15 protein-coding genes are annotated in these 22,022 nt (G+C 35.8%); 5 read left to right on the forward strand and 10 right to left on the reverse strand.

The genetic code is table 11. The annotated features are described in order from the left end of the window. Window positions 1-283 precede the first annotated feature (283 nt). Together IGI43_RS09985 and IGI43_RS09990 are read right to left on the reverse strand one after the other, a co-directional pair. Entirely contained in the window at window positions 284-1,558 is a 1,275-nt protein-coding gene (locus IGI43_RS09985) for an LPXTG cell wall anchor domain-containing protein (RefSeq protein WP_438757646.1), read from the reverse strand. 145 nt (window positions 1,559-1,703) lie between these two features. After that, window positions 1,704-1,958: a hypothetical protein gene (locus tag IGI43_RS09990; RefSeq protein ID WP_438758845.1), complete on the reverse strand. Its 255-nt coding sequence runs from the start codon at window positions 1,956-1,958 to the stop codon at window positions 1,704-1,706. A 551-nt stretch (window positions 1,959-2,509) separates the two neighbouring features. Here IGI43_RS09990 and IGI43_RS09995 point away from each other — a divergent pair. Further along, window positions 2,510-3,901 (forward strand): glycoside hydrolase family 1 protein, encoded by a 1,392-nt coding sequence (locus IGI43_RS09995; RefSeq protein WP_438757647.1) that lies wholly within the window; start codon window positions 2,510-2,512, stop codon window positions 3,899-3,901. Window positions 3,902-3,916: 15 nt separating this feature from the next. Beyond that, window positions 3,917-5,263: a PTS cellobiose transporter subunit IIC gene (gene celB / locus IGI43_RS10000; RefSeq protein WP_438757648.1), complete on the forward strand. Its 1,347-nt coding sequence runs from the start codon at window positions 3,917-3,919 to the stop codon at window positions 5,261-5,263. Window positions 5,264-5,361: 98 nt separating this feature from the next. Here celB and IGI43_RS10005 read toward each other — a convergent pair whose 3' ends face one another. Both IGI43_RS10005 and IGI43_RS10010 read right to left on the reverse strand, forming a co-directional pair. Then, the gene (locus tag IGI43_RS10005) at window positions 5,362-5,925 is read right to left on the reverse strand and encodes an HdeD family acid-resistance protein (protein WP_438757649.1); all 564 of its coding nucleotides are present in this window, start codon (window positions 5,923-5,925) and stop codon (window positions 5,362-5,364) included. A gap of 212 nt (window positions 5,926-6,137) precedes the next feature. After that, window positions 6,138-7,109, reverse strand: a complete 972-nt coding sequence (locus tag IGI43_RS10010) for a ribose-phosphate diphosphokinase (RefSeq protein ID WP_438757650.1) — start codon at window positions 7,107-7,109, stop codon at window positions 6,138-6,140. Window positions 7,110-7,523: 414 nt separating this feature from the next. Here IGI43_RS10010 and IGI43_RS10015 point away from each other — a divergent pair, with 414 nt between their 5' ends. Next, a complete protein-coding gene (locus tag IGI43_RS10015; RefSeq protein WP_438757651.1) occupies window positions 7,524-11,291 on the forward strand; it encodes a 5'-nucleotidase C-terminal domain-containing protein in 3,768 nt (1,255 codons plus the stop codon). 266 nt (window positions 11,292-11,557) lie between these two features. Here the strand turns inward: IGI43_RS10015 and IGI43_RS10020 are convergent, their stop codons facing one another. Together IGI43_RS10020 and glmU are read right to left on the reverse strand one after the other, a co-directional pair. Beyond that, window positions 11,558-11,779, reverse strand: coding sequence for a hypothetical protein (locus IGI43_RS10020; protein WP_438757652.1), 222 nt, complete (start codon window positions 11,777-11,779; stop codon window positions 11,558-11,560). Window positions 11,780-11,927: 148 nt separating this feature from the next. Further along, a complete protein-coding gene (gene glmU, locus IGI43_RS10025) occupies window positions 11,928-13,310 on the reverse strand; it encodes a bifunctional UDP-N-acetylglucosamine diphosphorylase/glucosamine-1-phosphate N-acetyltransferase GlmU (protein WP_438757653.1) in 1,383 nt (460 codons plus the stop codon). A 359-nt stretch (window positions 13,311-13,669) separates the two neighbouring features. On the opposite strand from glmU, the gene IGI43_RS10030 reads away from it, so the two are divergent. After that, the gene (locus IGI43_RS10030) at window positions 13,670-14,320 is read left to right on the forward strand and encodes a FusB/FusC family EF-G-binding protein (RefSeq protein ID WP_438757654.1); all 651 of its coding nucleotides are present in this window, start codon (window positions 13,670-13,672) and stop codon (window positions 14,318-14,320) included. Window positions 14,321-15,854: 1,534 nt separating this feature from the next. On the opposite strand, the gene IGI43_RS10035 is transcribed toward IGI43_RS10030, so the two are convergent. From IGI43_RS10035 to IGI43_RS10050, 4 genes are all read right to left on the reverse strand, one after another. Then, a complete protein-coding gene (locus tag IGI43_RS10035) occupies window positions 15,855-17,000 on the reverse strand; it encodes an ArgE/DapE family deacylase (RefSeq protein ID WP_438757655.1) in 1,146 nt (381 codons plus the stop codon). A 437-nt stretch (window positions 17,001-17,437) separates the two neighbouring features. Then, window positions 17,438-18,265 carry a pur operon repressor gene (purR, locus tag IGI43_RS10040; protein ID WP_438757656.1) on the reverse strand — a complete coding sequence of 276 codons (828 nt, stop codon included), beginning with the start codon at window positions 18,263-18,265 and terminating at the stop codon, window positions 17,438-17,440. Between the two features lie 285 nt (window positions 18,266-18,550). Further along, a complete protein-coding gene (locus IGI43_RS10045; protein WP_438757657.1) occupies window positions 18,551-19,387 on the reverse strand; it encodes a metal ABC transporter permease in 837 nt (278 codons plus the stop codon). 178 nt (window positions 19,388-19,565) lie between these two features. Beyond that, complete coding sequence (locus IGI43_RS10050; RefSeq protein ID WP_438758846.1) at window positions 19,566-20,108, reverse strand: site-specific integrase; 543 nt, start codon at window positions 20,106-20,108, stop codon at window positions 19,566-19,568. An 810-nt stretch (window positions 20,109-20,918) separates the two neighbouring features. On the opposite strand from IGI43_RS10050, the gene IGI43_RS10055 reads away from it, so the two are divergent. Further along, on the forward strand, window positions 20,919-21,830 hold the full coding sequence (locus IGI43_RS10055; RefSeq protein WP_438757658.1) for a helix-turn-helix domain-containing protein: 912 nt from the start codon (window positions 20,919-20,921) through the stop codon (window positions 21,828-21,830). Window positions 21,831-22,022: the final 192 nt, after the last annotated feature.

The following is a 22,022-nucleotide window of genomic DNA, read 5'->3' on the forward strand; positions in this document are numbered from 1 at the left end:
CTTTCATTTTTATTTTATCTGAATTTTCTTTACACGAAAAGAAAAACTGTATAAGTAACTTATCTAGAATTAGCTACTTACACAGTTTATTTTACACTCTCATATAATAGGTTCAATTTTGGTTATAGGCATTACAAGTTTGATTCAAATTTTTGTAAATCAAAATTTTTTTTGATTGTCTTATAGAAAAACCTAGAGATATTTCTCTCTAGGCTCTCTTCATCATTGGTTTAATTCTTTAGATACTCTTCACCAACATTAGTTGACAAAGAGCCTCTATTATCTATTTATTTGTTTCTATTTTATACCAGCCGATTACTGTCAAAAACACAAGACACAAGCCTGTAAGCCAAATCATATTTGTACTTGACTCATTTGTTGCAGGTAATTTTTTACCGACAGGTTTGGTTGTTCCAATAGGTTTTGTTGAACTTGTAGTATTTTCAGTGATTTTCACCTCAACTACTTGCGCACTTTCTTCTACAAAAAACTCGTATCCTGGATACTTTTCAGCCAACTTTTTCATTGTTTCATCTGACCAGTTATACGTATACGTGAAAGAAGTAGTACCAGCTTTTAGCGCTTTCCACTTTCCTGCTGAATCTATTTCAATGATTGACGGATCAGAGATACGTGGAACAAACGAACCTGTAGCATCTTTGATTCCTTCAATAGGCTTCACTTTTATTTGCCCTGTGTCACCAACTTTTCCATTGATAGACGTGAGATCGATTCGTGGAGTGATATTTAATGTTCCGACAGGCTTAACTTCTACTTTAACACGACTAGCAATAGACCGCGCTTTCAATGTGCTACCTGGATTTTTATCTTGAATTTCTTTCATTGATTCTTCTGAAAGCTGGAAATCTAGCACAAAATCCACCTTTCCAGTTTTTAAGGCCGTCCATTTCCCATTTGCATCAACAGAAATTATCCCTTTAGAATCCTCTGGAATATAGGCGAGATAGGTTCCTTTGGGATTGGCTACTCCCCCCATCGGAGCAACTTTAAATTGACCCGTTTCCCCTATTTTGGCACGGATTGTTCCAACATTAAAACTAGGGGTGATATCCACATTTACTTCTTTTGTTTCTGTCACTTCAACTGGTACTTCTTGAACGATATCTTTTTTGACTAATTGGTGATCGGGATACTTTTCTTGAATTTTTTGTAGCGATTCTTTATCCCATTCAAAATCCAATGTTGCTTTTGTTTTTCCTTGTTTTAACCCTTGCCATTGGCCTTGGTCAGTAATTGAAAGAACACTTTGATCTGCTACAGTCGTTTTGAAAGTTCCTTTAAGATCTTTCATCCCTTCGATTTGTTCAACTTCTACTGTGCCCTTCCCACCAATAGTCGTTTTGATTTCTTTGATTTTGAATTTTGGTGTAAGATCGATTTCTTTTTTTGCTTCCGTCACTTTGGTCTGCGTTTCAGATGATTGAGTTGCTTCTATTTCTACTTCAGAGCTATCCTCTGTAGCAAACGAAATCATCGAAAATGATAAACATACAGAACTAAACAAGATTCCCAACATCAACCCTTTTATTGTTTTCATTATTACTCCCCTCATTTTCATTATAATTATTACACTATAATCTTACCAAACTCTAATCATTAGAGCAACAAAAGTTTATAGTAAAAAAGAATGTGGAGAGGTTGGAGCAGCAGCGTTTAAACCCTAGCCTCTTCACTATCGTTCTTTATTTCCTCTTGACATCACCAGAGCGACGTTCTTTGATTTCATGTTCTTCAGAGATATTTTTTTGCTGTTGGGCAACATCAAATACTCTTGTACTAGGATCATGATTAATGCCACCCGTTCCAGTATTTACCATCTTTCCCCACCCTTTTTTGAGAGGTGTTTTCCCTTTCGCTCGTAACTTATCGTTTTTTTCTTTGATCCGTTTATGCTTCGTTCGTCGTCGCTCGTCAAAAAAATCTGAAATTTTATTCATTATTTCCAAGCTATTCACCTCCTAATGTTTAAATCCATGGAAAAACTTATACGTACAAAAACAATCATATACATTCAATTTAATACAACGGCTGAAACAAATACAGCCAAAACGCAATGTGTGTTCATCCTTTGGCGTTCTGCTAACTTGTTTAACAAAATATAGCATCAAATCCCTAATGAAACAAGCTGTCTTTTCAGCGAAAAATTATCAATACTATGAATAATTTTAAGAGTGCCGGGCATTCATCTAGCTGCTTGAGCTAAAAGTTTTCCCAAAAAAGACAAACTCTGCATATGACTAAAACTGTCACAACCTTTTTTTTCTTTCTGTTAAACTTGAACGATTCCTTGGCCCACCTACTATATTAATAAGCTATTAAACTTAAAGAATCCCCGTTAAAGTGTTATTGAGATAAAAAAGGTATACTAGAATAGTTCCCTTTTTCTTACGTAACCAAATTGATAGAGAGAGCATTGAAATGATTCAAGCAATCATTTACTCTAAATCCAAAAAGAATGCTTTAAAAAAAAGATAGAATGGAGAAACCAATGACACATACATTCCCAGAAAATTTCCTATGGGGCGCTTCAATTTCCGCCCATCAAACAGAAGGTGCTTATCAAACTGATGGTAAAGGCCTAAGTGTTCAAGATACCCGAAAAAGAGACAATCATGAAATCGCTGATTTTACAGTAGCAGTGGATCACTATCATCATTACAAAGAAGATATTCGTTTATTAGCTGAAATGGGCATTAAAGTTTTTCGTTTCTCGATCGCATGGACACGAATTTTTCCAAAAGGACGAGGTGAAATCAATCAAAAAGGATTGCAACATTATAGCGATGTCATTGATGAGTTATTGAAATATGGCATTCAACCTTATATCACATTGAATCATTTTGATTTACCTCAAGCTTTAGAAGATGAAGGTGGTTGGAGCGTTCGCCCTACAGTAGATGCCTTCAAAATTTATGCTGAAACCTTGTTTGAAGCCTATGGAGACCGTGTAAAACACTGGTTGACGATCAATGAGCCAAACATTATGCTGTTAGTCGATAAAAAAATTCTAGGAAAAAATATTCCCCTACAAGAAAAATACCAACAGTTTCATCATCTCATGATTGCTGAAAAATATGCATTCAAAGGGTGTCATGAATTCGTCGAAGGTGGACAAATCGGACCTGTTCCAAATATTTCCTTCGTTTATCCAGCAACTAGCAAACCTATGGATAATCAAGCGGCGCTTTATTTTAATAGTGTTCGAAATTGGGCTTATCTCGACTTCTCTTGTTTCGGTCGATACAATACTGTATTTAAAGACTATCTAAACCGTAACAATATCACGATCGAATTCGCGTCAGAAGATAAGGAATTAATGGAAAATCACTTCCCAGATTTCGTTGCCATGAATTTTTATACGACTGTCACTGTGGAAAAGCCGACCGAAAAGGATGGGATGGCAAACGGTATTAGTGATCAGCAAAGTGAAGATATTATGGAATGGGGCTTTTATAAAGGCTTTACCAATCCTTATTTGAATAAAAATGAATTCAACTGGACAATTGATCCAGATGGGTTGAAAACTACGCTACAAACACTTTATGACCGCTATCATTTACCAATCATCATTACTGAAAATGGTTTAGGTGCAAAAGATGAACTGACCGAGGATGGCAAAATTCACGATCATTATCGCATCAACTATTTGGAACAACATCTTGACCAATGTTTACAGGCCATCGAAGCAGGCGTTGATTTGATTGGTTATAGTCCGTGGTCAGCGATCGACCTGATCAGTGTTCATGAAGGAATTAGTAAACGTTATGGTTTTATCTATGTAGACCGCACAGAACATGATGTAAAGGAACTGGCTAGATATAAAAAAGATAGTTTTTACTGGTATCAAACATTGATCGAAACGAATCAATTGCCCTCATAAGAAAAGGAGAAAAAAATGAATAAAGTATTTACGTTTTTAGAAACAAAACTGATGCCGCCTTTGAATAAAGTTGCGAATTTGCGCTTTATTCGGGCCATTATGCAAGCGGGTATCATTACAGTACCTTTTACGATCGTCGGATCGATTTTCTTGATCATCAATAATCTGCCGCAAATCATTCCGCCACTTGCACCTTTTTTTGAGAACACCATTTTGAAATTCGCACCGATCTATAGCGTGGCTACTACCATGTCGATTGGGTCGATCGCAATTTTTTACTGTTTGGCGACTGCGTATTACTTAACAGATATTTATCGGAAAGAAGAAAGTGACGGGTTGAGTAGTTTTGTTGGGGCTATTTTAGGGCTATTTGCCTTTTTGATGACGATCGTACAAACAGATATCGTTGATGGCGGCGCACAACTGATTCAATCTGAAAGTGAAACCTCGATCGTATATAACGGGGTCGCACTTGGTGCTTGGGTTACTCGCTTTAGCGGCGTTGGGATTTTCATTGGGATCATCACTGCTGTGATCGCGACTCAAATTTATCGTTTTTGTGTGAAAAAAAATCTTACGATTCGAATGCCTGAAGGGGTTCCTGATGGTGTGAGTAAAGCATTCGCTTCATTGATTCCTGCTATTTTTATTGCATTTGTGATGTTGATCATCAATACGATTTTGGCGATATTTCATACTGATTTACATGGGTTATTGTCAAAACCCTTTGAGTTTGTTAAAGATTTGACTGGTTCTTGGTTGGGCATTATTGTAATAATGCTGTTGATCCATCTACTTTGGGCTGTTGGGGTTCACGGGACTGCTGTTATTAAAAATAGTTTTATCAATCCGATTTTACTCGTTGCATTGACTGAAAATGTGAATGGCGGAACCAATATTTTTGCTGGAGACTTTATCAATATGTATATCTTTATCGGAGGCGCTGGTAGTACACTTGGATTAGTTTTACTGATGATTTTTGTGGCAAAATCAGATCAACTTAAAGTACTTGGAAAAGCTGCGGTGCTTCCTGGTTTGTTTAATATCAATGAACCTGTGATTTTTGGGGCACCGATCGTTTATAATCCATATTTGATCATTCCGTTTATTGTAACACCTATGATTAATGTGACAATTGCTTACTTTGCTTCTTCTGTTGGTTTCGTGAGTAAAGTGACGACTGGAATTCCTTGGATTTCTCCTGTAGGAATTGGGGCATTTTTAGGAACTGGCGGCGATTTTAAAGCTGTGCTGATCGCGCTGATTAATTTGGCCGTTTCGGTTGTTTGTTATTATCCATTTTTCAAGATGTATGATGGAAAATTGTATGGGGAACAGATGGCAGCTGGAACGAAAGAATAGAAATCAAAAAGGCTAGGACATAACTCTACGAATTATATCCTAGCCTTGAAAAATCCGAATAAACGGTGGAAGAAACAATTCCCTCTTATTTCTCGGAGTTAAACACTTGTCATATGAACATCTCTACGATTAAGCATACCACCCATTAATTTTACAAAGCCAAATAATAAAAAGTAAATACTAATTAGCACAGGAACCGTAACAATCGTCGTATCTCCGGCTATTAATAACGTTAAGCCAATAACACCACCTATTAAATAGACGACTAATGAAACATAGTAATAGATCTCAGCTATTTTTTTAGCCAAGTCTAGCAAGAATAATGAAATAACCGCATCGCCTATGAACCAGATACCAAATAGCATAGACAACTCTACTAAATCTAAAGAAGTATTTACGAACATTATAATTCCGATAACGATATCAACAACACCTAATAATAAAGACGAATACTGATTATGACGGGTTCTTTTTTTGATATTTGCTCTGTTCAATATTTCAAAAATACCTTTGATCAAAGAAAATACACCAAAAATTCGAATTGACTCTATCAATGTATTAGGTGTGTATCTCAATGCTAGAATCGCCATAAAAATGTACATTACACCAGTGACTACTTGCAAAAATCGATATGACTTTATAAAACTAGTTGTACTATTCATTTGGTCCACGCTCCCTCAATTCATTTTATACTTATATATTAGGACGATAGTAACTTTTTTTCAAAGATTAGCTATTATTAACGGACTAAATTTCCAACTTCATTCACTAAAATACGTCTGAGCTTTCTAATTCCATTTAAAATCATTTTTTTCACAACAAAAAAACCATTATTTCCAGTATAGTTACATACAGGAGATAATGGCTCTATTTTTTATTTGCGTTTCGTCTCAAACAACGGACTAACTGGTTTATTTTCATGAATACGTTTGATCGCATCACCGATCAACTCACCCACACTGATTTCGTCGATTTTATCGATTTTACGATCATCAGAAAGGTAGATAGAATCCGTCACAACTAAACGTTTAATGGCAGAATCTTCAATGCGCTGTAGTGCAGGTCCTGATAAAACTGGGTGTGTACATGAAGCATACACTTCTTTTGCACCAGCTTCTTGTAATGCATTGGCAGCTAATGAAATCGTCCCAGCTGTATCGATCATGTCATCGATCAAGACACATATCTTCCCTTCTACATGTCCAATAATGTTCATCACTTCAGCGACATTCGCTTTTGGACGGCGTTTGTCGATAATTGCAATCGGTGCTTTCAAGTATTCTGCAAGTTTACGGGCACGCGTCACACCACCATGGTCAGGAGAAACAACAACAACGTCATCCCCTTGAATACCGTGTTCCATAAAGTAGTCTGCAATCAATGGAGCGCCCATCAAATGATCCACTGGAATATCAAAGAATCCTTGGATTTGGACGGCATGTAAATCTAATGTCAACATTCTAGTTGCTCCTGCTTTTTCAAGCATATTTGCTACAAGTTTCGCTGTGATCGGTTCACGAGCACGGGCTTTACGATCTTGACGTGCGTAACCATAGTAAGGCATCACAACGTTGATTGTTTTTGCACTAGCACGTTTTAATGCATCGATCATGATCAACAATTCCATCAAATTATCATTGACAGGACTGCTTGTTGATTGGATGATATAAACATGAGAGCCACGAATACTTTCTTCAATATTTACTTGAATTTCACCATCACTAAATTGAGTGACAGAAGATTTTCCTAATTCTACACCGACAGCTGCTGCGATTTTTTCCGCTAATGGACGATTCGAGTTAAGAGAAAAGATTTTCAATCTTGGATCAAAATAATGTTTTGACATGAGGACCTCCACTTTCTTTTACTGAACAATAGTTTCCTTATAAATAGTAGTCACTTTTTCAAAATAAATCAAGTGGTTTTGGGGCATTCCTCCAAATTAATTCGATTTTCTAATAAAAATCGACGTATCTTCGCATAAAAAAAATGAAACCAATCAAAAGATGTAAATTTTATCCTTTTCTTTTGAAAAATTAGAACATTTACTAATGACATTACACACAATATATATTACTATTTAATTGGACGAAAAAATGAAAGCGCATTATTTTCGCAACTCATCTATGTCCATTGTATTGTTCAACAAGCTCACTACGCTTTTGCTTTGAAACACAGTGAATTTAGATGAACTGATGTTGAAAAGTACAAGGGTTTCGAAGAAGCAGTTGATCATTGATTATTATTAAGGAGGAATTTTGTGAAAAAGTCTGTTTTGAAAAAAGTACATCTCGGGTTACAAGTATTGATGGTTTCAGGTTTACTAGCAGGTGCTAGCACTACCACGGCGTTCGCATTCGAACAACAAACTGTAGATTCCACGCAGCCAAAAAGTTCTACTGCTCCAAGTCCAACATCGGATGAACAAGATACCACTACTCCAACTGCTGCGGCAGAGATATCACAACGCCTTACCATTTTAGGGACTTCAGATGTCCACGGCCAGCTATGGGACTGGTCATATGAAGACGATAGGCAAACACCTGTCGGGCTTTCTCAAGTCAGTTCTGTCGTAAAAAATATTCGTTTGGAAAACCCAAAAGGAACGATTCTGATTGATAATGGCGATATGAATCAAGGAACCATTTTAACGGATGACTTGTACAATAAAGCCCCTTTGATCGATAAACCAAATCCAATGATCAAAGCGATGAACTATATGAAGTATGATGCCATGGTTTTGGGGAACCATGAGTTTAATTTCGGATTAGACTTGATCAAAAAACTGAATACAGAGGCTAATTTTCCTATTTTATCCGCTAACACCTATGTCAAAGAATCAAATAACCGTTTTGTTGGCGGTACAATGAAAAAAGAGATTGATTTGGATGGCGATGGCACCAAAGACTTAACAGTCGGTATCATTGGTCTTACCACACCTCAAATTCCATTATGGGACGGCGCTAAAGTGGACAGTCTCTACTTTAATCCTTTAAAAGAAGAAGCAGAAAAAGCTGTTGCTGAACTAAAAGATGATACGGATATTATTATCGCTTCGATCCATGCTGGACGTCAAAATTCTGATCCATCTGCAAGCGCCGATCAAGTCATCAAGAACGTCGCTGGTATCGACGCTTATATTTTAGGTCACGATCACCGTTCTTTCGCAGAGCAAGTTCAAGGACCCAACGGACCTGTTCCTGTCGCAGGACCCAAAGATACTGGAACTGAAATGATCAAAATCGAGCTTGATCTTGAAAAAACGAATGAACAATGGCAAGTCAAAAATAGTAGCCCAGCAATTATAAGTACCAAAACTGTTCCAGCAGATGAAACATTAAAAGCAGAAACACTAGAATACCATAACAAAACAAGAGAATTCATTTCAGAAAAAATCGGAACAGCTACTGGCGATTTTTTACCAGCTGAAGAAGTGAAAGGAATCCCAGAAGCGCAACTTCGTCCGACTGCGATGATTTCTCTAATCAATAATGTGCAACGAAAAGCAACAGGCGCACAACTAGCCGCTTCTGCACTCTTTAAAGCAGATAGTAAATTGAACGCAGGAGATATCTCTTATTCAAATATTTTCGATATTTACAAATACCCTAATACATTAGTCAGTGTCAATATCACTGGAAAAAATCTACTAGAATATATGGAAAATCAAGCAGATTATTACAATACACCTGGACCTGATGATTTAACAATCAGTTTTAATGAAACTATTCGAGTTTATAACTATGATATTTTTTCTGGAATTTCGTATAAGATTGATATTTCTAAACCCAAAGGCAAGCGGATCATCAATCCAACGATCGACGGAAAACCAGTTGATCTTGCAGCAAACTATACCATTGCGATGAATAATTACCGCTACGAAGGGTTATTAGCGCAAGGTCTTGTTGCAGGCGAACCAATCAAATCTACTGATCCTGAAACATTACGTGGCTTGATTGCTGATTATATTCGTGAAAAACAAACCCTAGATCCAGCACAAGAGATCGAAAATAATTGGGAAGTGATTGGCTACCATTTTAATAACAACTGGCGCAAATTAGCAGTTCAATTAGTCAACGATGGTACCTTGCAAACCCAACCTGCAGCAGATGGGCGTACACCTAATGTTAAACCGATCACCAAACAAGATGTAAAAAATGCAGGTTATCAACCAGACTCAGAATCAATCACGATCATGCATACGAATGATGTCCATGGACGTTTAGAAGGAAATGGGAAAGATGTCTTAGGTATGGCACGTTTGAAAACTTATAAAAATATGATCAATCCAGATCTTTTGATTGATGCAGGAGATGCTTTCCAAGGCTTACCGATTTCTAATTTCTCTAAAGGGAAAGATATGGTTAAAATCATGAATGAAGTTGGCTATGATGCCATGGCTGTCGGAAATCATGAATTTGATTTTGGGTTGGAAACAGCCCTGGAATATAAAGACGAGCTAAATTTCCCGATTCTATCAAATAACACATTTAAAGGGGGAAATTTGGTCTTTGAACCTTATACAATCATTGAAAAAGGTGGGAATAAATACGCAATTATCGGCGTGACTACACCCGAAACAGCCACAAAAACCCATCCAAATAATATCGTTGATGTGACCCTTGCTGATCCAATCGCTGAAACGAGAAAAGTGATCAAAGAAATTAAAGATTCAGGCGAAACAATCGCTGCATATGTGGTTACTGGCCACTTAGGTATCGATGAAACTACTCCTCATGAATGGCGCGGAGATACGTTAGCTGAAACGCTAAGCAAAGAATTTTCTGATTTAAATATCACCGTGCTAGACGGTCATTCACATACTGCTGTTGATGGCGGAAAGCAATTTGGAAATGTGATGTATACACAAACTGGAAATTATCTGAATAATGTTGGGTTAGTTAATGTTGATTTAACTGATCTTAGTAAAAAGACTGCCTCATTAACACCAGCAGACACTTTAGCAACTCTAGAAGAAAATCCTCCTGTTAAAGCGTTAGTTGATAAAGCGAAAGCGAACTATGAACAATGGGGATCAGAAATTGTTATTGAAAATAATCCTTATCAATTCAATGGTGAGCGTGACAACGTACGAACACGAGAAACGAATTTAGGAAACTTGATTGGTGATACAATGTTAGATTACGGACAGCATGGTTTTAAAAATAAAACTGATTTCGCTGTAACAAATGGTGGTGGTATTCGAGCAAATATCGAACCTGGAAAAGTAACGTTTGGTGATATCATCGCTGTCATGCCATTTGGTAACAGTATCTCCCAAATCAGCGTTACTGGCGCTGAAGTCAAAGAAATGTTTGAGCTCTCTCTTCGTTCGATGGCTCAAAAAGATGAAAATGGCGCTATTCTATTAGATGACTTCAATCAGCCAAAATTAGGAGCAAATGGCGGTTTCTTACACATTTCAAGCTCGATTCGTGTCTACTATGATTCCACAAAAAAAGGTTCCCTTTTGCCAGCAGATGAAGGCAATGGAACTGACAAAACGATCGTCGGTGAACGAGTTCTACAAGTTGACGTACAAAACCGTTCGACGGGAACATTTGCACCGATCGATGAAAAAGTGACGTATTATATGGCGACGAACGATTTCTTAGCAGCAGGCGGTGACGGCTACGATATGCTAGGCGGCGAACGGGAAGAAGGGCCTTCTTTAGATACCGTTTTGATTGACTATCTCAAACAAGCAACAACCCTTCGTCTATACGATGCTGCATCAAATATCGATTTATCTCAATACAAAGAAGCCTTTCCAGGCAAACGAATTATTTCAATTTCAGAAGCGGAGTTCAATAAACAAAATAAACCCGAACCCGTACCAAATCCAGATCCAAAAGATCCAGATAAAAATAAACCGGATGAGATAAAAAAACCAAAACCCGTTGGAAAAACAGCTGACTACCCAAAAATGGGTGAAAAAATTGTTTCTTATGCTAGTTTAGGTTTCCTCGTAATTGGTCTTTCAGGTTATAGTTTCTATAACTATAATCGAAAACGGAAATTAGGATAAATCAACAGGATATGAGCAAACGGCGAAAGCAGAAGCAACCTCTTCTTATTTTTCGAGGTCAAACACTTCTGTTTCCGCCTCTTTTTTTATCTGGTAAAACTTTTAAATGAGCTGGTTCTCTCTTCACATACTTTGTTTTGCAACTTCTTGGAATGTCTTCATATGTTCCATTGCTGCCAATTTTTCGCTAAAATGTCTGGAGAAATTCGTTTTCCTTTTTCCAGATACCTAATTTCCTTATTATTTTCTCATTGCATCTTATATCATTAGTTTAAACGATCCATAATTTTTTGTATAAATTCGTTGATATACCCCATAACGTCTATATTATTACGTTCAATATACCTCCAAAAAACGGCGCCCCAAAGAAACAAATTTCCCACTAGTAAAAATGAAATGATTCGTTTATTTCTTGCAGAAATGTACGCTCCGCGCCATTTAGGATCATTCCGTCTTCTTTTCAAAAATTCATAGGTATGGTATGCCATACGCTCACTCCTTTTCCTGATAAAAATACCCCGAAATTATTTTCTTTATGTTATACTTGCCATCAATTATGACATAAAAACAAAACAATGACCATGAAAAAGTAAAAAAGAAGAATGCCAAAATCACAGCATTCCTCTTTTGTATTGCTTATTTTTCATGATTCATATACGGCATTTTCTTCCCATAACCTTCTTTATTCACCTGTCTAGCGCGAGCAATCGCCAAATCAAATTCTGCCACATCATCCGTGATCGTTGAACCTGCAGCGATAACTGAGTTTGCTGCAACGTTCACTGGCGCAATCAAACTTGTTGATGAGCCAATAAAAGCATGATCCCCGACCGTTGTCCGATGTTTATCTTTTCCATCATAATTGACAAAAACTACACCGCAACCAACATTGATATCTTTTCCTAAGTCTGCATCACCAACGTAGGTCAGATGACCCACTTTCGTATCTTCTGCCACTGTCGCATTTTTGATTTCTACAAAGTTACCGACATGAACACGTTCACCGATTTCAGCTTTAGGACGAATATGGGCAAATGGTCCTACATCTGCATTTTTTCGAATAATACTTTCTTCAACAACAGATTGCGAAATTTTTACATTATCTTCGATTATGCTATCCACGATTTCAGAATGAGCACCGATAAAACAATCCTCACCAATCACTGTTTTGCCTTTTAATTGCACGCCTGCTTCAATCACAGTATCTGAACCGATCACAACACCTTCATCAATGTATGTTGAATCAGAATCCAAAAATGACACACCATTTCTCATATGCATCGTATTCAAACGACGGTGCATGATTTTATTCGCTTCAGCTAAAGCTACACGGTCATTGATTCCCATCGCTTCTTCAAAGTCAGCCATTTGGTATGCTGCAACCGTTTTGCCTTCTTTTTTAAGGATTTCAATGATGTCCGTTAGATAATATTCTCCTTGTGCATTGTTTGTATTGATCTTAGACAAAGCATTGAACAACGCTTCATTATCAAAACAAAATGTTCCTGTATTAATTTCCTGAACACGAGCTTCTTGTTCAGACGCATCTTTTTGCTCCACGATTTTTTCAACAATCCCCACATGATCACGAATGATTCGACCGTATCCTGTTGGATCTTCAGCGTGAGCGGTCAAAATCGTCGCACTGGCATTTTTTCCTTGATGATAATCAAACAGATTCGCTAATGTTTCAGCAGTTAATAGCGGTGTATCTCCTGTAATGACAAGTGTTGTACCTTGCTTCCCTGCTAAGTGGGCTTCTGCTTGTAAAACGGCATGTCCAGTTCCTAATTGTTCTGCTTGTAAAGCATATTGGCTGCGTTCACCTAGATGTCTCTTGATTGCTTCAGCTCCATGGCCTACAATTGTCACAACTTCACTTGGATTCGTTTTTTCCACTTGGTCCATGATGTGTTCTACCATTGGTTTTCCAGCGACAGGATGCAACACTTTATATAGTTTTGATTTCATCCGTGTTCCTTTACCCGCAGCGAGGATGATGACATATTTGTTTTCCAATTATTTCACTCCTAAGATTTGTTTTATTTTCAATAGTTTAGTTCGACTTCAAATAGCGCCATGTTTTAGTTTAGCTTACTCTTTATCGTTTTTCAACTGAACCAATTGCTTTTTTGCTATACCAATTTATAATTTGGGGTGTTTGCGTTATAATAAAGAAAAATGATATTCATACATAGCTTAGCGTTGTACCTACGCTATTTGGCTGTGCAGGCTGATCACTATGCTCTGCTTCGATCTCAACAATTCCTAAAAGCTAAAACTGTAAGGATTAAAAGTCTCGAAAAAAGATAAAAACAGCATGTAACAAAAAAAACATCTCATTTAATTTTATCACCTGAATGATAGAGAGGAAATCTATGATAAACAAACAAATACAACCCTATCAATTTAATTTTATTAGAAAACAAGCCAACATTTTGCTGCAAGCTCATTTATCTGTAAATGATAAAAACACAATCAAAACGCTTCAGGCAGTCGTAATGGAGAAAATAAATGAACAGTTTGGTGCAGATAAAGACCAGTTACAGCCACTATTTGAGGGATTCTTAGAAGCCGCAACTTCTAAGCCAAAACTGGAACAGTATTTGGCAGGTCTGAAGGAAGCTGTTAGTCCATTTGATCCACCTTCAAAACAACAACTAACAAAGCTCTTTAAAAAGACGAAAAAATTGAAAATTCCAGAGTGGGAAACAATTGATTTGAGAGATTATACTTTTTACAGTTGGAATGATAGTGGGAAGCAGCAAAAATTCATTATCGCTTCAATCGATGGACAGCTAGTAGGCGTTTCCGGCACGATTTCTCCAACCACTCAAAAAGGCATTTGTCCAATTTGCCATGAGACCTCAGAGGTTTCGATGTTTCTGTCTAAAGTGAAAGAATCTGGCGATGGTATGTACACGAAGCGTGGAAATTATATTTGTTATGACAGTGAAGTATGTAACCATAATATCGAGCGTAGAGATGAGTTAGAGGCGTTTATTCAGAATGTGAAGTTTATGAAGTAATTTAGTAACAGATCCACTGAACTTAACGAAGAAGAAGCTGGGACAGAAGTGCTTATTTCCGAAGGCGTTGCTTCTGCTCTCACCGTTTATTCGGATTGCTTAAGGCTAGAGTATAACTCGTAGAGTTATGTCCTAGCCTCTTTGACACCTTCAACATAACTTTGTGAAGCTTCCTAGGCTTAATAAAGTTATGTTGATTGCACTACTATTAAACATAATCTCTAGGTGGAATTATGCTGGATTTGATTATTTATAATGACTAAGATCTCTATATACATGTATCGCTAGAAAAAGAAAGTGATGGACGCTTAGGAAATAGCTCTGGTGGACCTTCTTTAGAACTGGATAATAAATTAATAAGAGCAGATAGATGACAAGTAATTCTTCTGATAAACATTGATTACTCAAAATTCCTAAGATGATTTGTATACCAAATTTTATGGCATTATTCTAAACAACGCAAGAAAAATCGAGAAACTCCTTCTCTTTTATCAAACTTGTCCTCTTTTTTTCCCAATTTTGACTATTTGAGTTCTTTCACACGATTCTATTGACTCTTTCAACATCTTTAAGTTAAACTAAATTTACAACATAAATAAAAAAAGGCGCCTTGTCAGAAGACGGACATCTTCCAAACAGAGCCCTGTATTATCAGCACAAACTAATAATACAAGTTGCCTCGTCAATACATTTCATTGCCTAATCTTATTGTACTGAATGTAAGAACAGATTTCCAATCTTTTTTACCTGCACAATACTGTTAGTGAATGGTTATTTAACGAACGCTTCATGATATTAGCAGCTGACTAATATCATTTTTTGTGTTGAAGTCAGGTAATTAGAGCGAAAAACAAAATAAAAGGCACTCTGCAAAAGGACGGACATCCTCTTACAGAGCCTCATATTATCAGCACAAACTAATAATATAAGTTGCCCTAGTCAACATTTTCATATTGACTCTTTCATTTTACTCAATTTTTGTAAGAAATACCAGAGTTTTTTACAAGTTTTGTTATTTTGATGTCGTCAATGATTAGTTGTTGCCTTTTGCACAGTATTAGTTGGTAGCTAATGCTGTATTTTTTCGCTCTTTTTATAAATAGTTCGCACCTTTATCTCCTTTTTGACTATGTTTTTCATACTCACATTCTACCAATTGGTGCTTACAAGCTAGTGTTACTGGAATCGATCACTACCAAACTGTCACCATTCAATCTAAACAGACAGCCGAGTCAATGCGTATACAAAGCGAAAAAAACAACAGATAAATAACTATTTTTCTAACTTACCCGATTGAATGGCGTAACGTAACGATTGATTTCTAGTGCATCAGTATTCTTAACCATCCGTCTGGCGGAAGATGGATGGTTAAGTAAAAAACGGTCGGCTTTTGCAGGGCTGCTCGTTTCAAACAGTTACTTATCACTCATTTATTACTTGTTTCATCACAAATCTACCATTTATGCGAACACTTGATAAGTCGCTGTTTGTTTTTTATTTGTTTACAAAAATAATTAGCTCTATTGTTTATCGATCATGCTAAATAAGTCGTTGCAATTTCTTTATAAATATCTACCATTTCTAAATAATTAGCTACATCAACATATTCATCGACTTGGTGAGGGGTTTCGTTCCCTGGACCAAAGATAATCACAGGAAATGCTTGTTTTCCTTTGGTAAATTCAGCAGCGTCCGTTGTGCCAGAAATACCAATCATAGGAATCTCTATGTTCACTTGTTTTTTTGCTACTTGTTGCGCAATTTTTGCAATATCAGAATCTTTTTCACTTTTTACTGAAATTTTATTTGCTTCGATGCTCAACGTTAGACGATACGTGTCTTTTTTGTTTAATTCATCAATCAACTCATTCAATTTTTTGATCACAAGGTCGTTGTCATAACCTGGAATCGTTCGGATATTTCCTTGAAGGTTCGCTTCACTAGGAATACTATTGATTTGTTCCCCACCAGAAATCATTGTTACATTATAGATAAAATCACCTAATACTTCATCTGTGTGGATTTCACTGCGAAATAGCTGGTTAGCTCTTGAATAAAAGTCATTCAAATGATCGATTGCATTCACGCCTAATTGAGGCATTGAGCTGTGGGCATTTTTACCTTGAGATTCTACTTTAAAATTGATGGATCCTTTATGTGCATATACAATTCCAGCATAGCCAGAAGGTTCACCGATCACCATTGATGTTACATCATCGACATATCCTTCTTTGGTCAATTGTTCTGCTCCAAGTTCACCGACTTCTTCTCCAACTGTGGCTAATAAACGCAAGCGTCCATTAAAGTCTGCATTTTCTTCTTTTAACTCGATCATTGCGATCGCCATTGCGGCTAAACCACTTTTCATATCACAGGTTCCACGACCATACATTTTGCCATCACGAATTTCAGGTTTAAATGGATCGGAAGTCCAGTCAGAGAAATTACCCGCTGAAACAACGTCCATATGACCTGAAAAAGCTAAAACTTTTTCACTATTTTTATTGCCGATTTCAACAATTAAATTGTCACGACCTTTATCATATTCTAAAAAACTGGTGTCAATTCCATGTTTTTTGAATAACTTACTTAAATACTCTGCAACTTCTTTTTCATTATCATTGACCGATTTGATTGCGACAATGTCTTTTAAAATTTGAATTTTTTCTTGTTTTTCCACTGTGTTGGCCTTCTTTCATATAATTCATCCAGATTCTTATTTTTACTATGTGTGAAAAAACTGGATACTATTGCTTACATATTAACTATACACCTAATTAAGAATTTCGTTAAATAAAAGCGGTTATTTTTTAAGACTGCTGTATTTACAGAAAAAAATTTAACTTCTCCTTGTAACTATTGCTGTAATTCCTGACTGAACAATAGAAACTTTTCTCCACTTTCATCACGTATTGTGTATATGATCCGATTTGCACCAAAAAGAGGCTAGGAAATAACTCTACGAGTTATCTCCTAGCCTCAAGCAATCCGAATAAACAGCGGGAGCAGAAACCACGCCTTCGGAAATAAGGTGAAATCCATAAAAATTTGAAGAGCAATTGTCGTGAAGTCTCTCTTAATTCTTGGAGTTAAACTTCTGTCCCAACCTCTTCAATTTTATTCATCAAAATAATTGCCAGGAACTACATTGATCGTTTTTGTCCGTGTATCTACATCTTCTACATAAAGCAGTGACGTATAATCTTCGATCGCCCGTTGCCCTTTAAATTTAGACTCCGCAAACACCGTGATCCCAACAAGCTCCGCCTCAAATTCTTCAATAAGGCTCTTCATCCCGTTGACAGTACCCCCGCCTTTCATGAAGTCATCCACGACCAACACTCGTGAACCACGTTTTAAACTGCGTTTTGATAATTCCATTTTTTCGATTCGTTCAGACGATCCAGAAACATAATTCACACTAACCGTTGAACCTTCCGTGATTTTTGAATCGCGACGAACGATCACAAAGGGAACATTCAAGTAATAAGAAACAGCTTGAGCAATTGGCACCCCTTTTGTTGCCACCGTCATGACGGCATCGATTTGTTCCCCTAAATATTTAGAAGCAATGATTCTCCCAACTTGGCGCAACAATTCCGGCTGTCCTAATAAATCAGAAAGATACACATATCCCCCTGGCAACAAACGATCTTGCTCTGATAAACGTTCACACAAAGCCAATACTAATTTTTTGGATTCCTCATATGGAATTTCCGGAATAAATCGCACACCTCCAGCAGCTCCTGGAATTGTTTCAAGAATTCCTGTACCTCTTTGTTTAAATGTTTTTTTGATAATCGCTAAATCTTCACTAATTGATGATTTAGCTGATTTATAACGCTGTGCAAAATGGGTCAAAGAAACCAATGCATGTGGATGATCCAACAAGTATTGTGTCATATCAATCAATCGTTCGCTTCTCCGTATTTTAGAATCTGTCACTTCTTCTCCTCTTTCCTTGTGGCTCAGTATCCATTATCTCTAATAAGCAAAACCATCAGATCAATGATACACCTTTTTTTATAGGTTCGTTATTCACTATTTTTCAACAAGTAAAATAAATGATACTTCCATATAATCTATCGCTCCTATTATAAGGTGTTTTGCGAAAAAATTCGAGTATTATTTTAAAAAAACGAAAAATAGTTCGCAATTTAAGAAACAAAAAAGAAAATGAGAGCAAAAACTTTCGTTTTTCCTCTCATTTTTCACTAATTTTTCACTCATTTATCTTTGACTCATTTTTTTATTTCGTTGCATCGTCATAACTAATTTACGGATAATACTTACAAGGATAAATAATCCAATAAAAATCAACGTGATGCTGGCACTTGGCGGTGTCTCTAAATAATAAGACCCCGTCAATCCTGTTAGCATACCGATCAATCCCATGATGACACTGATGATAATGACCGTGTTAAATCCCTTACCGATTCGCATCCCGATTGCAGCAGGTAAAACCATGATTGCTGAAATAAGTAGCGCTCCTGCAATAGGAATCATCACAGCAATCGCCACACCTGTTATCACATTGAACAACATCGACATCCAATGAATAGGCAATCCATCCACATGAGCCGTATCTTCATCAAAGGTCAAAACATACATCGGACGCTTGAATAAGACAAACAAAACCACTAACACCACAAGCAATACAGCTAAAATAATGATTTGCTGCCAAGTGATTGTCACGATCGAACCAAACAGATACGACTGAATACTGGCAGCTGAATTTCCTCCGCTGAGATTCATCAATACCAAAGCCAAAGCTAAACCACCGGACATTAAAATCGCAATCGAAATTTCTGAGTACGTGCTATAAATCATTCGCAAATATTCTAAAATAATAGCAGCAATAATCACAACAACAAGTGTCATGACATCTGGATTCCAATTTAAGAAAAAACCTAAGGCAACACCGGCTAGAGACACATGAGAAAGCGTATCTGCCATTAAAGATTGTCTTCTAATCACAAGAAACACACCCAACATCGGTGCAATCACTGAAATAAAGGTTGCCGCTAAAAAAGCTTTTCTCATGAACTCATATGAAAGCATCTCCAAAATCTTATTCCTCCTTATTACATAAGGCTTTAGAAGCCTATTTTATTTTGCGGGAACAATTGTGAGAACAACAAGTTCTCTTCACTATGCTCATTACGCTTTAAAAACATAAATCGTAAGAATTACGATTAAAGGGCAAGATATACTTTAGCATTATAAAAACAACTAGTCAAGAGAATTATTCTAAATAAATCTGATCCAATCTTTTTACTACTTCTACATCTTCATCAGGATATAAATGCGAATACGTTCCTAAAGTCATTTCTATGTTGGCGTGACCTAATCTTTCTTGAATCATTTTTAGATTCTCTCCCAAATACACTAATAAGCTTGCGTGAGAATGTCTCAAATCGTGAATACTGATTAATGGCAGTTCAAACTTTTGTTGTATAGTTCTAAACTTTTTCCACATCCAACCTTGATCTAAAAAGGTTCCATCATGACTAAATACTAAATCAATGTTACCCACTTTAGATTGGTACTCCTTCCAAATCCTAAGTAATTTTAGAGTTTTACTATCTAAATAAAGCTCTCGTTCGCTACTTCTAGTTTTTGGTGATGAAAAATATTGTTTACTTTTGTGTTTAGCAACATTTCCCAAAGTGTACTCAACCTTAATTTTACCATCTTCTAAATTCATATTCCTCCATAGCAATGTAGCACTTTCACCAAATCTTAGACCAGTAAAAAATACAAATCTAAACTTTCTGACCCAGTTTATTTAAGTAAACAAAAAGAACGTTATGAAGATATTAGAAAACTTCTATCATCATTCAACGTTCCTAATACTCCCGAATCAAGGGAAGCATTATTATTTTTTATGTTTGAACTAAAAGAAAAATTTTAGTCTTCATTAGAAACAACTAAACAAAAAGCTTCCTCAAGAGTTACATCTAATTCTTTACTAAACTTTTCTAACAGTAACAGCAATTCTTTGTCTTTTATCTCCAAATCCAACACTCCATTTTTTTGGATTTGAGACTACTCAATAGAAATATGTATACAAAATCTGCACTACAATTAGTTAAATTTTAACATATTGTCAAATACTAATGAAATATCGCAAATACTTTGGTATACTCAATAGTTGTAGCAGTCTGCTACAAAAATAAGAGTAGCGCACCAAAGCCCTATACTTTAGTGCCTGTCTTTAATGTTTGACATAGGTTGGTAGCCTATGGATGTTAAAGACAGCTCTTTTTTTATGCGCTTTTTACTTACACGTAAATTATGACTTAAAATTTTAAATTGTTTATTATCCACCTACTGTAATAACAAAAATTGATATTAAACTTGAAACTGCAACTAGTAGCTCCATTCTAAAACCTCCTATCTAACATTCTAAAGATTTGATTCACATGTGATTCTCATCTACAAGACAATATTACCAGACATTTAGAAAAATTAGAACCACTTTTATTAAGATTTGGTTATATGACAAAAAGTAATTACTTATTTTATATAAATATAATAAATTTTAAGATTACAGACGTTTTATTTGTTATAATGACAAAAGAAAAGAGTTAAACCCATGAATATAGGCGATACTTTAAGATTTATTCGTACTAAAAAGAATATCAAACAAAAAGAAATGCTACCAAATCATCAAGATTCTTCAACATACTCTCGAATTGAAAATAATCAAAGAATAGTTAAGTTAAATGATTTAGAAGTTATATTACAGCAACTTGACGTTCAAGCAGAAGAATTTTTTACTTTAACAAGCTTAGACAATCAACAAGAGATTTTCAATCATCTTTACTATTATTGTGGTAATCATTTAAACAACCAGTCCACAAAAAAGAAACTCTTAGAAATTTACTATCAAATAGAGAATAAAGCACATAAAAGTATAAAAGACTTATCAAACTATTATGCAATTAAATGTTTCTTTCACAAAAAGTGGGAAGAAGTTGCACCCGTCAATTCTGATGAAATAAATATGATCTACGAAAAACTTGTAGAAACAAATTATTATTTGGGTTTTGAATACAAACTACTATGTAATATGATTACATTTTTTTCGCCTAAACAAGCAAATGTACTTATTTACAAAGCCTTTCCAATAAAAGATGAAGACAAAAGAGAATATACTACTAAAAAGTTTGCGTACAACACGCTTATAAATGCCATCACTGTCACACTTTATAAAAAAGATTACGATCTAACTAGAAAATACATAAAAATCGCCAAAAATTTAGATAAATCAAACAGTAATTATAGTTACCGTATGAACTTAAAATATCTTGAAAACTTAGCCGATTGGTTGGAAACTGGCGAACTAAAATACATGCAGCAAATTAATAATTTTATTACAATTTTAGAAGATATCGGAGATTCTGAACATGCTAAAAATGTCAACAATGAAGTAAAAGAATTAACTCACAATAAAGATAGTGTTGATAACGTTTCATACTCCGTCGGACTTATCAAAGAAAGTTAAAAATAAACATAAAAAAAACCTACTGGGAACATTCGTGAAAACAGTAGGACTTTTTTATGTTTATTTGCACAAAACATGTTTAGTATAAACTTGTTCTAAAAATTGAGAGTGTAAAATAAACTGTGTAAGTAGCTAATTCTAGATAAGTTACTTATACAGTTTTTCTTTTCGTGTAAAGAAAATTCAGATAAA

This window comes from Enterococcus sp. AZ126 (genome assembly GCF_051714545.1).
Taxonomy (GTDB): domain Bacteria; phylum Bacillota; class Bacilli; order Lactobacillales; family Enterococcaceae; genus Enterococcus_L.

Excerpts from the sequence above, each read along its gene's own strand:
- IGI43_RS09985 (WP_438757646.1), bottom strand. The coding sequence starts at position 1,558 with ATGAAAACAATAAAAGGGTTGATGTTGGGAATCTTGTTTAGTTCTGTA.
- IGI43_RS09990 (WP_438758845.1), bottom strand. The coding sequence starts at position 1,958 with ATGAATAAAATTTCAGATTTTTTTGACGAGCGACGACGAACGAAGCAT.
- IGI43_RS09995 (WP_438757647.1), top strand. The coding sequence starts at position 2,510 with ATGACACATACATTCCCAGAAAATTTCCTATGGGGCGCTTCAATTTCC.
- celB (WP_438757648.1), top strand. The coding sequence starts at position 3,917 with ATGAATAAAGTATTTACGTTTTTAGAAACAAAACTGATGCCGCCTTTG.
- IGI43_RS10005 (WP_438757649.1), bottom strand. The coding sequence starts at position 5,925 with ATGAATAGTACAACTAGTTTTATAAAGTCATATCGATTTTTGCAAGTA.
- IGI43_RS10010 (WP_438757650.1), bottom strand. The coding sequence starts at position 7,109 with ATGTCAAAACATTATTTTGATCCAAGATTGAAAATCTTTTCTCTTAAC.
- IGI43_RS10020 (WP_438757652.1), bottom strand. The coding sequence starts at position 11,779 with ATGGCATACCATACCTATGAATTTTTGAAAAGAAGACGGAATGATCCT.
- IGI43_RS10030 (WP_438757654.1), top strand. The coding sequence starts at position 13,670 with ATGATAAACAAACAAATACAACCCTATCAATTTAATTTTATTAGAAAA.
- IGI43_RS10055 (WP_438757658.1), top strand. The coding sequence starts at position 20,919 with ATGAATATAGGCGATACTTTAAGATTTATTCGTACTAAAAAGAATATC.